A 12,546-nucleotide genomic window follows, 5' to 3' on the forward strand; every position below is an offset into this window, starting at 1 on the left:
AGGGTTGGCTTAGACAACCGAATCCTACGCCAAATCAATCGCTTAGGCTACATCCGCCGCCTCTCAGACGGGTCGTCGTGCATAAGACGGGCTAGAATGTCCACCATCCCGTCTTGGAAATAGGCCTCCCCGCGCGCGAAGACCGCGTCGCCGACAAGGCCTCTGAGCGCGTGTGGATCAAATCGGGGGTGGCTTTTCGAATTCATATCACCGGATGGAGCAGACCGTCGGTCTCGATAAGGTGGAGCGCCTCTTCCAGCGTAACCGAGGCATGCAGGCGAAACCACTGGCCGGTATGTCGATGCCACATGACATCGAAGCGGGTTTCCACAAGATGGTGCTCCAGATGATCGAGCCGCGTGAAGGCAGAATCGAATTCCTCGCCTAAGTTCTCCGCAAAGCCGGAACGGTACCGGGTGATGAAGCTGTATTTGCTGCCGTGCCACTTGCCGAAGATGTCGACGGGATAGTTGAACTGCGTCGGGCGAATCTCTGGCAGAAAACGCGGCTTGAGCGTTTCTGCGATAAATTGCTCGCAGATGGTCGCGACTGCAGTCTTCTCCTCCTGGGTCAGAGCTTTGACCCGAATCCATCTGCCTTCCTGCCTCGGCATATTCCGCTCCAGCCAATCAAAGAGAGTAATACGGCAGGTACAACTTTTCTTGCCCATTGTGCCAGCGCAGAGGCCTTGGCAGGTCATTGCCAGCGTGCCCGGATGGCGGCAGTCTGGGATTCCTCTGCCCGGCGCCTACTGAAGGCCGATCAGCTCCAAGACTAGGGCGGACAGACCCGTCGCCTCGGTGTCGCTGTTTAGCGGATATCGATCCTGACCGGCATAGACAACGTACTTGCGCGTCGGTGCGGCATCTTCGCAGGCGAGATGAAAGCCCTTCTCGATGCGTGGCGCCAGACCGCGCTTGATCTCGATCGCCCATCTTCCATGTTTCGGAATGTCGAGAAGCAGATCAATTTCGGCGCCCGCCGATGTGCGATAGAAACTTGCCGAGCTATGCGCTGGCGCTGCCGAAATCAAATTCTCGATCGCAAAGCCCTCCCAACTCGTACCGACGACCGGGTGGCCCGAGAGCTGGTCGAAATCGATAATACCGAGAAGGGCGTGGAGCAGCCCGCTGTCCCTGACATACACCTTTGGCGATTTGACGAGCCGCTTGCCGATGTTGGCATGAAAGGGCGGCAGCCGACGGACCAGCATCAGATCGGCGAGCAGGTCAATATAGCGCGTCACGGTCTGCGCGCTGATGGCGAGCGAGGCAGACAGCCTGGATGCATTGAGCAGGCTCCCCTGCCCGTGCGCCAACATGGTCCACAAACGCTCCAAGGTTTCGGCAGGAATGCGCGGTCCGAACTGCGGAACATCGCGTTCGAGATATGTGCGAATGAAGTCGCGGCGGACATCAAAGCTTTGCGTGTCATCCGCAGCGAGGAAGGAATCCGGAAAACCGCCGCGTACCCACAACGCAAGAAGGTTTTCTGGGGTTTGTGCAGCCTCGGCAACATCAAATGGCCCCATCTCAATATAGGCAATGCGGCCGGCCAGCGTCTCGCCGGATTGGCGCAGCAGATCGATTGAGGCCGATCCCAGGACAAGAAAACGTCCGGTGCGATGCCCGCGCCGCCGACCTTGATCGATGAGTCCACGCAGCGTCTGAAACAGTTCCGGCGTGCGGTGGATTTCGTCCAGGATCACAAGCCGATCTTCGTAGGCTCTGAGGAACAGTGCCGGATCGGCAAGCTTCGCGCGATCTTCCGTGGCTTCCAGGTCAAGATAAAGGGATGGCCGCTTATCGGCTATGCTATGAGCGAGAGTCGTCTTGCCGACCTGTCGAGGTCCAATCAGTCCGACGGCAGCCTGCCGTTGAAGGGCGGTGTCAACCAGCTTGCGTGCTCTTCGCTCGATCATCCTTGCAAATTATCCATGATGCGGATGATTTGCAAGGATAGATAGAACAACTCACGCTCTGCATTCCTGGATAATAGCCGCTTCCCAGCTTGATCGGCTTATTTGAGTTTCCGGCGCCCCGTGCACATGCAATCGCACCGGCTTGAGTGCGCCAGTTCAAGACTTTCACCGTGCTCGCATCGCACGTCGCGTGTCGATCCTAAAGCCGGAGTTCGGCACCTTGCTGGACGAATTGCTCAGCTCACACCAATTTACTGGCGGGTCTCTGCGGCGCCCAACGCACTACTTTGGCAGTTTCATTGATGCGGCTGTCGGAATCTGATGCGGCAGTGCGGACATCGGTGTGGCGGCGACCGTGCGAAGATGTCGAGTATCACTTGCCTGACAGCTGGCATGGTTGGTTGCGGAGGCGGTCCTGGGATTCTTTTTTCCGTCCCGCCGCTTTGAGACGGCGGGATTGGAGGAAAGCGTAGGCGATCATCGTCATCAGGGCGTGTCGGTGTAGGCCCGTCCAGGGATCTGCCTTCGAAGTGATCCAGACCGAGACGTTCCTCCTTGAGCTGCTGGTGCGCCTGTTCACAGACCCATCTGCTTTGATCGTGGCGGCGAGGGCCTTGATGGTGGCATCGGCCGGCGGGTTCGACACATGGTATTTTTGCTCTCCGGTCGACCGCCGCTCGCCAACGAGCCAGACCTCTTCGCCAGGCATGCATTGCATCCGATCATCGAGCATCCGGTGCTTATGGCCATCCGCAACGCGGACACGGCAGGCCGCGAAGAGACAGGACAGCCGACCCTTTGGTGCCGCGCCGCCAACTGACCTTTTGCCATCGTCTCCTGAACTGGGAATGGAATGGCGGCTCTACTAACGATCGGAATTTCAGCCTTTTCCTCGGAAGGAGCGGTTCTGTGCAGTACCGGACCTCGGAGATCGCAGCCTAGAACTCCGCATGCATGTCGCGGAAGAGCCTCGGCGCAACGCGAAAGCGGCGCTCGAAAGCTTCTGTCAGTCGCACGGGTGGGAAGAGACCAACCTGCGCCGCCACTGATTTCAGGGAAAGGCCGCGGGACAGAAGCATGCGCGCCGCATCGAGCCGGGCGATCTCGACGAAGCGGGCTGGTGTCTGACCAGTCGCGGCTACGAACTTGCGGTGGAAGCTCCGTTCGGTCATGCCGGCACGAGCGGCGAGCGAGGGTACATCCAGCGGTGCGGCGAGATTTGCCTGTATCCATCCGATCAGATCGGCGAACGGGCTGTCGCCCTTCAGCTGCGCCTGTAGGAGGGGGCTGAACTGGGACTGATAGCCGGGACGGCGAGCATAGAGGATCAGGCGTTTCGCAACCTCGCCGGCGATGATCGCGTCGAGGTCGTGCGCGATCATCGCCAGCGCCATGTCGATGCCAGTGGTGACTCCGGCCGAGGTCCAGAGTCGGCCATCGACCATCCCTCGGAAAGCTTTTGGCAAACGCCTTGCAGGAATCCCAGTGGGTCGAGATTCGATAGCGTCGAGAAGCCCGAGCGCGGCGAGCAAGAAGCCTCCGGTACAGACGGAGCCGAACCGCTCGGCCATTTTGGCGAGATCCGGGATCGCAGCCCTTAGGAACGGGTTTGCGACAGCCTGCAAGAGCGGCTCGCGCTCGGCGCCTGCGATAAGAACCGTCTGCGCGTCTCCCGGTCGAAGTTGTTCCCTCTCGCCTTCAGCCTTGACAGGGAACATGAGAGACTAGGCTGTCGTGCTAATGAAGAAGTGTTAGCAATCCACAATCGTGCCGGTACTGCGAATCTAATCGTCTCAACCACTGAGTTCGCTTAGTTTTTACAACTAAGTCCGCCCAATCCACCATTGGGCACAACTTTTTCGCCGCCGAACCAAGACTGGCAAACAATGCCGTCATCTATGTCGATATTGCTTAGTCAGATGGACCCCCGTCATCAGAAAACACCTTTGATTCCAATATGTTTTACCAAGGCCTCATTGATAATTCACCTCACATGATCTTCTGCGTTGCCGAATGATCCCACACCAAACCTAACATAGCCGATCACCGCATTTTGTATGTCTTTCCTGCTACTCCAGCTCTATTGTTCAAACAGCGCATAACTCACTGAAATTACTGTAGAATATTTTTTATCACCTTGCGAAGTCCGACACCAGAACCGTCAAAAAAATTACGCTTTTGATTTTAAAGGGAAAATCGCCACAAAAAGATATTTTGAGTTTCACCAACTATCGGGGCCAATCGGCCGATTTTTTTGCACCCTGCGGCGTTCGACGCCGCGCCCAAGCCGTCTCGAAAAGTACCGTCACCGCCCCAGCTAAGGCATTAGCCAGAAGCCATCGCGATCGACAAGCAACCGGTGTTGCACACACCCTACTGCAGGCGATGTGTTGCGAGCGCTGGCATCCACTCGATTTCTGCCGAATTTCCGGCTAGCCTGGGCGATAGATGGCTCAGTTCTGGTGGGTGAATCACAATCAGACCGCCCGTCAAGAGATTGATGGGCAGCACCTTTGGTCCCCCAAGACCGAGAGCAATGGCGCGCGAGGTGAGTTCTACAACGATATGCGCCGTGCGGCTCCCGGCGACCTTGTCCTTTCGTATGCCGGTCAAGCAATTAGGTATATTGGCAGGATAGCGGAATTCGCCTTCACCGCTCCGAAACCAATGGAGTTCGGAGAGACTGGAGCTTATTGGAATCAAGAGGGATGGCTTCTGCCGATCTTTTGGACACCGTTTTCCCTTTCGATCCATCCCAAAACAATAGTAGGGAGTCCCGGCCCGCTCCTGCGGGGTCGCCCACTGTCCTCAAGCCGAGAATTCTAAAAGAGACGTTCAACAAATGACCCAGCACGCACAAAACGCTCGAATTCTCATGTACAGCCACGACACGTTCGGGCTCGGCCACTTGCAGCGCTGCCGGACGATCGCGCATTCGCTGGTCGAGGATTTCCGCGGACTTCAGGTGCTTATCATTTCGGGTGCGACTATCGCTGGCGCCTTCGACTACCGCGCCCGTGTCGACTTCGTGAAGATCCCCAGCGTCATCAAGTTGCGCAACGGCGAATACACCTCGCTGGAGAAGGATATCGATCTGCATGAGACGCTAAGGATGCGCCAGTCAATCATCCGCCACACAGCCGAGACCTTCCGGCCGGATATCTTCATCGTCGACAAGGAACCGCTCGGCCTGCGTGGTGAGATCGAGGACACGCTGTCCTACCTCAAGACGCGGGGCACCACGCTCGTGCTTGGCCTGCGCGAGGTGATGGACGCGCCGCATCTGCTCGAAGCTGAGTGGGCACGCAGGGATGTGATGCGCAAGATAGGCCTGTTCTACGACAAGGTCTGGGCCTATGGTCCGCCGGATTTCTACGACCCGTTGACCGGCTTGGATGTGCCACCGGCTGTCAGGGCAAAGATGAAGTTCGTCGGTTTCCTGCAACGGAGCCTGCAGAAGAACGAGTTGCCCGGCCACCGGCCCGAGGGCGACTATATCCTCGTTACCACCGGTGGCGGCGGTGACGGCGGCGACTTGATCCACAACGTCATCGATGCCTATCAGCAGGATCCGCACTTGCGGCATAGGGCGCTGATCGTGCTTGGGCCTTACATGCCGGCGCGCAAGCGCAACAAGCTGCTCAAGAAGGGGTCCAAGATCCCCTATATCAAAATGATCGAGTTCGACAACCGCATGGAAGAGCTGATTGCCGGCGCCAAGGCGGTAGTGGCGATGGGCGGTTACAACACCTATTGCGAGATACTGTCTTTCGACAAGCCGGCGCTGATCGTGCCGCGCGTCAAGCCCCGCGAGGAACAACTGATCCGCGCACGGCGCGCAGCCGAACTCGGCCTCGTCGAGATGCTTTTGCCGGAAGAAGCCGAGGATACCAAGCGGTTTGCCGATGCACTGGAGGTGCTGCCGGACCGGCCCCGCCCATCGCAGAGCAATCCGCATCTGACGCTGGAAGGGCTGCCTCATATTTCCGAAATCGTCGCGGAACTGCTCGACCGGCGGGCCGGCCATCACCTTTCGGTCATCGAAGGCATGAACTGAGTTGCAACATCGCAAGATCGTCGTGGTTCTGAAGGGCTATCCGCGGCTGTCGGAAACCTTCATCGCGCAGGAACTGCTCGGTCTGGAGCGTGCGGGGTTCGACCTGATACTCGTCGCGCTCAGGCGGCCGACAGACGCAAAACGCCACCCCGTGCATGACGAGATCAAAGCGCCCGTTCACTATCTGCCGGAATATCTGCATGAGGAGCCGCAGCGCGTGGCTCGCTCGCTGTTTGCTTGTCTGCTGCGGCCGGGCTTCTGGCGCGCGCTCGGATCGCTGGCTACCGATATCCCCCGCGACTTTACGCGCAATCGCGTGCGCCGCTTCGGGCAAGCGCTCGTGCTGGCGGCCGAATGGCCGGAAGATGCGGGCTGGCTGCATGCACATTTCGCGCACACGCCGGCATCGGTGACGCGCTATGCCAGCCAGCTTCGCGGCCTGCCCTGGAGCTGCTCGGCCCATGCCAAGGACATCTGGACTTCGGCGGACTGGGATCTGGCTGGCAAGCTTTCCTCGGCGTCCTGGACAGTCACTTGCACGAAAACCGGCTTCGACCGGCTGCAAAAACTCGCTAACGGCAACTCGTCCGTGCATCTGAGCTATCATGGGCTCGACCTTGATCGCTTCGGCAGTTTTGGCGAGGCGCGAAAACAGCATGACGGCTTGGCGCCGGACGAACCGGTTGTCGTTCTGAGTGTCGGGCGCGCCGTCGAAAAGAAAGGTTACGATACGTTGCTGGAGGCCCTTGCCCTTTTGCCTGGTGATTTGGCGTGGCGTTTCGAGCATATCGGCGGCGGCGAGGAACTGGAACGGATCAAGGCGCTGGCGCAAAAGCTCGGCCTTGATGGTCGCGTCTCTTGGAAAGGCGCGCTTGCGCAAGAGGAGGTGCTCGAGCACTACCGCCGCGCCGACATCTTCGCCCTGGCCTGCAGGATCACGGCAAATGGCGACCGGGACGGTCTGCCGAATGTTCTGGTGGAGGCGGCTAGCCAGCGGCTTGCCTGCGTGTCGACCGATATTTCCGGCGTGCCGGAGCTTTTATCGCCGGATGAAACCGGGCTGCTGGTTCCGACGGAAAACCCAATTGCCCTGGCACAGGCGCTGGAGCGCCTGATCCGTGATCCCGTGCTGCGCGCCCGCCTCGGCGACGCCGCAGAGCGGCGCGTGCGCGGCAATTTCGATCATATGGCAAGCATTGGACAGCTCAAGGAACTGTTCGAGCGGGAGTGGCGGGCCGCCGAATGAAGCCGCTGCGTGCTTTCTTCTATGTCCAGCACCTGCTCGGTATCGGCCATCTCGCGCGCGCCAGCCGCATTGCGGCGGCTCTGGTCGATGACGGGTTTGACGTAACCGTCGTGACCGGCGGAGCGCCGATCGCGGGGTTTCCGGGACCGGGTGTAAAATCTGTAACCCTGCCACCTGTCACCTCCGGTGATGAAGGATTTTCCGGACTTGTCGACCTGCAGGGCAACCCCATCGACGATGATTTCAAGAAATGGCGTTCAGAGATGCTGCTGCAGGCATTCCGGGATTGCAGGCCTGATATCGTCATTGTCGAGGCGTTTCCATTTGGACGCCGGCAGATGCGTTTCGAACTCTTGCCGCTGATCGAGGCCATCGACGCGACGTCGCCCAGACCGCTGCTGGCGACGTCCGTCCGCGATATCCTTCAGGAGCGCGTCAAGCCGGGCCGAAACGAGGAAACGGTCGATCTCATCAACAGGTATTTCGACCTTGTTATGGTCCACGGCGATCCGGCTTTCGCAACCATCGACAAGACATTTCCACTGGCTGGGGCGATCAGGGCCGAGGTCACCTACACAGGGCTCGTTGCCGCGCCGCCATCGCCCGCGACCTCCGAGCGCTTCGACGTTCTGGTGTCGGTTGGCGGCGGGGCTGCCGGAAAGAGCCTTGTCAGTTCCACCGTCGCAGCCGCGCGGAATGCCAACAACGCTTGGAAATGGTGTTTGATCACCGGCCCAAACCTGCCGAAAGACGAGTTTGACGCGATCGCACGCGATGCCACGCCGGGCCTGTCCATCTTCCGGTTCCGCGAGGATTTCGCCAGCCTGCTGACCGGCGCCCGCCTGTCAGTCTCGCAGGCGGGTTACAACACGGTCTGCGATGTCCTGCGCGCGGGTTGTCGCTCCCTGCTCGTTCCATTTGCAGCCGGTGGGGAAACCGAACAGACGTTTCGCACCCTGATGCTCGAAGAACTCGGTCTTGCAACGGTGCTGATGGAAAAAGACCTGACGCCTGAAGGTTTGGCGCAAGCGATCGACCAGGCGCTGGCAGGACCGCCGCCATCCGCGCATCGTCTCGATCTGGAAGGCGCGCGTCGCTCGGCGCAAATCCTGCGCGAGCGGTACCGAACATGGTCCCTAAAAGCGGAGCCCGGTTTCGGAAAAGTTCATGATCGATAGATCCTAACGCGCGTCGCGTCTTGATGAGATTGGCGCGACGCGCTTCAAGTCCTTGTTTTTATTCCAAAAAGCCGCTACGCTCTTTTGGTCGAAATGCATTAGACAGTTCCAATCAGCATGAAGCGCGTATAATTTTTTGTCGGCAGTTCGCCGGAGAACCGCACCTCCCCTAGCGCCGCCATTGCTTCGAAGGCTGCAAGTGAAGCCACGCAGTTGATATGCGTCGGCTCGCTGAAATAATCGTTCGATTGCAGCAGCACATTCGTGCCCCGCGGAAGCAGAGCAAGCCAGGCGCCCAGATCGGCTATGTGCTCACAGCTCGTATTGACCACCAGGTCGGGCTGCCCGGCCGCATAGTCGAGTGCGTGCATATCCGCCGTCAGCGCCCGGAACCGGTCGCCGGCTTCCCGGTTGAGGGTCCGGGCGACCGGCGCGACTTCGGGATCGATGTCGATGCTGTCGACCGCCGCGATGTCGAAGCGGGCGTCGTTGAATAGCATTGCCGGCAATACGCCGTACCATCCACCCAGAATCCATATGCGCCCGAACCGGCCGCCGCAGCTTTCGACCAGTCTGTCGAGCGCCCACATCTTGCAGGCGACCTGCTTGTGGTTGAAGGCGTTGGCGATATCGGCCTTCGGATGTTTGGCGATGACGCGCGCCAGCCCTGCCACGAGAGGGCATTTGACATAGGCAGCAATTCCCCGTGTGAGATCCAAGGCTTGCTCGTGCCCGTCCATGCCGGCATTGCGTGGTTGCGTGACATCCATCATATTCGTCTTGTATGTTGGGATTTCGGGCGACGCAATCTTGCCTCCCGCAAGGCTGTTTGATCCGCGGGACGTGATTATGCTGGAAGTCGCTTCGCCATTGCCCGGTGCCGGAGAGAGCCTGTTGCATCTGTCCGGACCATCGGCGTGCATTCGCCAGCACCAGCCGCGCAGCTGCGGCCTTGTGCCGTTCGGCTATTCGCCAAAACCCTACGGAAGCCGCGAACCGTTTGGCCAGCCGCTTTCTTCGCTGATCAACAATGCCCATGTCGTTGTCATCGACCATGCGCCGGAACTGGATCGCGCCGCCTCGCAGGTTCCTTCCATCGTTGAGCGCAGGACAATCTCCGCGCACTGCAGCTTCGAGCTTGTCGTTGCCGGGGAAGAAATTGCCGATACGCCATTCGCCAGCAGGTGCTTTTACATCCTGCATTCTTCCAACTGAAGGGTCCATATGGAACCCAGCCTAGCCCGCTATATCTGGACGCACACCAAGAAGCAGCAGCTCTGGATATTGATGATCGTCGTGCTTTCGATGATCCCGTATTTCATGTCCTTCGACCTGCCGAAGCTGATCGTCAACGGCCCGATCCAAGGTGGCGGATTCGAGCAGCCGGGCGCGACCCAGCCATTCATGAGGCTACACTATAACCTGCCGTTCATTGGAGAGGTCCAGTTCTTCTCCGGTTTTCAGCTCGACCGCAGGGCGACGCTGTTTGCCCTGAGCCTTGTGTTCCTCTTGCTAGTCGTCATCAACGGCCTGTTCAAACTCTACATCAATACCTACAAGGGCCGCCTCGGCGAACGCATGCTGCGGCGTATCCGCTTCGATTTGGTCGATCGTGTGCTGCGGTTTCCACCGGTTTACTTCAAGCGGGTGAAATCCGCCGAAGTGGCGACCATGGTGAAGGACGAGGTGGAGCCGCTGGGCGGCTTCATCGGCGATGCCTTCGTGCAGCCGGTGCTGCTCGGCGGCCAGGCGCTGACGGCCATGCTGTTCATCGTGGTCCAGAACTTCTGGCTCGGAATGATAGCGGCCGTGATCGTGGCGATCCAGATCGTGCTCATCCCGCGAATGCGGCGGCGGCTGATCGTGCTCGGGCGCGAACGGCAGTTGACGGCGCGCGCGCTTTCGGGCCGGATTGGCGAAATCGTCGACGGCATCGGCGCGGTCCACGTCCACGATACATCAAACTACGAACGCGCCGACATAGCTGCCCGGCTCGGGCTCATCTTTAAGATCCGCTTCGATCTTTACCAATGGAAATTCATGGTGAAGTTCCTCAACAATTTTCTCGCGCAGGTCACGCCCTTTCTGTTCTACATGATCGGCGGGTATCTGGTCATCCAGGGGCGGCTGGACGTCGGTCAGCTCGTGGCCGTGATCGGCGCCTACAAGGACCTGCCCGGACCGATGAAGGAACTGATCGACTGGGATCAGGCGCGGCAGGATGTCCAGGTCAAATATCAGCAGGTCGTTGAACAGTTCACCGTCGGGGGTCTCATTGCGCCGAGAATCGGGGCATTGACGATCGATGATCCCGATCCGATGACCAACCCCCTGTCGGCGATCAATCTGTCCATAGCAGACGAAGGCGGTGCAATGCTCCTTGACCGTATCTCCCTCCAGGTCAGGCCGGGCGAGACGGTGGCGCTGGTCAGTACCGCATCAGGTGGAGCGGAGGCGCTTGCAGAAGCCTTCGCGCGGCTGAACTGGCCGGACAGCGGAAGGGTCGCTTCGGGCGCCGACGACCTGCTTGAACTCCCCGAAGCAGTGACCGGCCGGCGCATGTCCTATGCCTCGTCGGATGTTTTCCTGTTCCAGGCAAGCCTCCGCGATAACCTGCTCTACGGGTTGAAGCATGCGCCGCTGACATCGGTGCCTTATGACGGTGCTGCGGGAGACCAGCGCCGCTGGAACATCAACGAGGCGCGCCGGTCGGGCAATCCGGATCTTGATATCCACAGCGACTGGATCAACTATGCTTCCGCCGGCGCTACCGGCCCGCACGACCTTTTTGAGGCCGTGCGCCGGGTGCTCGACGCGGTTGTTCTGTCGCGCGACATTCTGGATCTTGGCTTGCGCTCTTCGGCCGACCTCACGCGTCACACGGAGCTTGCCAGGCAGATCGTCGAGCTGCGTGCGGCGCTGCGAACCCGGCTGGAACACGAAGGGCTGAGCGAACTGGTGGTTCCCTTCGAACCAGGCGCCTACAACAAGGAAGCAACGATCGGCCAAAACCTGCTCTTCGGCGCTGCCGCCGGCCCCGAACTGGCCGATAGGGCCCTGGCGGCCAATCCCTATTTTGCCTCTGTGCTGAGGCAAGCCGGCCTCGACCGCACGCTCTACGAAATGGGCATGGAGATCGCCGAACAGGCGATCGAGCTGTTTGCCGACCTGCCGCCCGATCACCAGTTCTTCCAGCAGCTCGCCTTCATGAGCGCCGAGGAGATACCCATCTACGAAACCTTGTTGCAACGGCTCAAGAACCGTCCCCACGAGGCGGTTTCGGAGAGCGATCGCGCCATGATCGTCACCTTGAGCTTTGCCTATATCGAGCCCCGGCACCGCTTCGGCCTGCTGAGCGACGATCTGATGAGCAAGATCGTCGCTGCGCGCAACCGATTCTATGAAAACCTGCCGCCCGAGCTGCAAAATGCGATCGAACGGTATGATCCTGCCAAATACATTGCTGCAGCCACCGTCATGGATAATGTCCTGTTCGGGCGTGTGGGCAACAACCATCCCGACGCGCCGGACCGCATACGGTCCATCGTCTATGACATTCTTGACGAACTGGGGCTTTATGCCGAACTTCTGGATGTCGGCCTGGACTTCAACGTCGGCACCGGCGGAAGGCGGCTGACCGGTGGACAGCGACAGAAGCTCGATGTTGCCCGGGCCCTGCTCAAGCGTCCCGATTTTCTCATTCTCAACCGGCCGCTGTCGGCGCTCGACCAGCGCATGCAGGATAAGGTGCTGCGAAACGTGCTCGAGGAAGCCAGGCGCGACGGCCATTCGCCGGCAATTGTGTGGGTCGTGACGAATCCGGCGATGGGGATGATGTTCGATCGCGTTATCGTCTTCGACTCGGGTCAATTGGTGGAAGACGGAACACCCGAGACACTTTTGGCAGGGAACGGTATCTTCAAGGAACTGCTGTCATAGAGCAACGGACATTCAGATGGGATCATTCTGCCGGTGGGAATTTGCTGCAAGGTCAAGGGATCCGGCGAAGGGCGTAGCGGGACTACATCCGCGCCGAAAACCCGAAGGATTTGCCACAATTCTCCCAGCTCTTCGGGTTTCCGGCTGGCGGACGCCCATTTTTTCAGGCGGCATCGCCCGATCGCACGACATCGGGCTCGCCACC

At 59.5% G+C, this 12,546-nt stretch carries 9 protein-coding genes and 1 pseudogene; 5 read left to right on the forward strand and 5 right to left on the reverse strand.

Annotated elements, in window-relative coordinates:
- Nucleotides 1-202 precede the first annotated feature (202 nt).
- The 4 genes and pseudogenes from IQ26_RS30760 to IQ26_RS30775 form a co-directional block, all read right to left on the reverse strand.
- The gene (locus IQ26_RS30760; protein WP_145722157.1) at nucleotides 203-613 is read right to left on the reverse strand and encodes a DUF3024 domain-containing protein; all 411 of its coding nucleotides are present in this window, start codon (nucleotides 611-613) and stop codon (nucleotides 203-205) included.
- 135 nt (nucleotides 614-748) lie between these two features.
- Nucleotides 749-1,921: an ATP-binding protein gene (locus IQ26_RS30765; protein WP_145722158.1), complete on the reverse strand. Its 1,173-nt coding sequence runs from the start codon at nucleotides 1,919-1,921 to the stop codon at nucleotides 749-751.
- Nucleotides 1,922-2,294: 373 nt separating this feature from the next.
- Nucleotides 2,295-2,754: pseudogene (locus IQ26_RS40045) on the reverse strand (transposase); the annotation flags it as partial.
- 105 nt (nucleotides 2,755-2,859) lie between these two features.
- Nucleotides 2,860-3,492 carry a helix-turn-helix domain-containing protein gene (locus IQ26_RS30775; protein ID WP_240547309.1) on the reverse strand — a complete coding sequence of 211 codons (633 nt, stop codon included), beginning with the start codon at nucleotides 3,490-3,492 and terminating at the stop codon, nucleotides 2,860-2,862.
- Nucleotides 3,493-4,763: 1,271 nt separating this feature from the next.
- On the opposite strand from IQ26_RS30775, the gene IQ26_RS30785 reads away from it, so the two are divergent.
- From IQ26_RS30785 to IQ26_RS30795, 3 genes are read left to right on the forward strand one after another with little or no spacing between them, the layout of a single operon-like run.
- Nucleotides 4,764-5,978, forward strand: coding sequence for a glycosyltransferase family protein (locus IQ26_RS30785; protein ID WP_145722159.1), 1,215 nt, complete (start codon nucleotides 4,764-4,766; stop codon nucleotides 5,976-5,978).
- 1 nt (nucleotide 5,979) lies between these two features.
- Nucleotides 5,980-7,224 carry a glycosyltransferase gene (locus IQ26_RS30790; protein WP_145722160.1) on the forward strand — a complete coding sequence of 415 codons (1,245 nt, stop codon included), beginning with the start codon at nucleotides 5,980-5,982 and terminating at the stop codon, nucleotides 7,222-7,224.
- The gene (locus tag IQ26_RS30795) at nucleotides 7,221-8,402 is read left to right on the forward strand and encodes a glycosyltransferase family protein (RefSeq protein WP_145722161.1); all 1,182 of its coding nucleotides are present in this window, start codon (nucleotides 7,221-7,223) and stop codon (nucleotides 8,400-8,402) included. Before IQ26_RS30790 ends, IQ26_RS30795 begins: the two co-directional genes overlap by 4 nt.
- A gap of 98 nt (nucleotides 8,403-8,500) precedes the next feature.
- Here the strand turns inward: IQ26_RS30795 and IQ26_RS30800 are convergent, their stop codons facing one another.
- Complete coding sequence (locus IQ26_RS30800) at nucleotides 8,501-9,175, reverse strand: class I SAM-dependent methyltransferase (RefSeq protein ID WP_407660239.1); 675 nt, start codon at nucleotides 9,173-9,175, stop codon at nucleotides 8,501-8,503.
- 76 nt (nucleotides 9,176-9,251) lie between these two features.
- Between IQ26_RS30800 and IQ26_RS30805 the strand changes: the two genes are divergently transcribed.
- Together IQ26_RS30805 and IQ26_RS30810 are read left to right on the forward strand one after the other, a co-directional pair.
- The gene (locus IQ26_RS30805; protein WP_145722162.1) at nucleotides 9,252-9,617 is read left to right on the forward strand and encodes a hypothetical protein; all 366 of its coding nucleotides are present in this window, start codon (nucleotides 9,252-9,254) and stop codon (nucleotides 9,615-9,617) included.
- A 9-nt stretch (nucleotides 9,618-9,626) separates the two neighbouring features.
- Complete coding sequence (locus IQ26_RS30810; RefSeq protein WP_145722163.1) at nucleotides 9,627-12,341, forward strand: ABC transporter transmembrane domain-containing protein; 2,715 nt, start codon at nucleotides 9,627-9,629, stop codon at nucleotides 12,339-12,341.
- The last annotated feature ends 205 nt before the right edge of the window (nucleotides 12,342-12,546 follow it).

It is taken from the genome of Mesorhizobium tianshanense (assembly GCF_007830515.1).
Taxonomy (GTDB): Bacteria; Pseudomonadota; Alphaproteobacteria; order Rhizobiales; family Rhizobiaceae; genus Mesorhizobium; species Mesorhizobium tianshanense.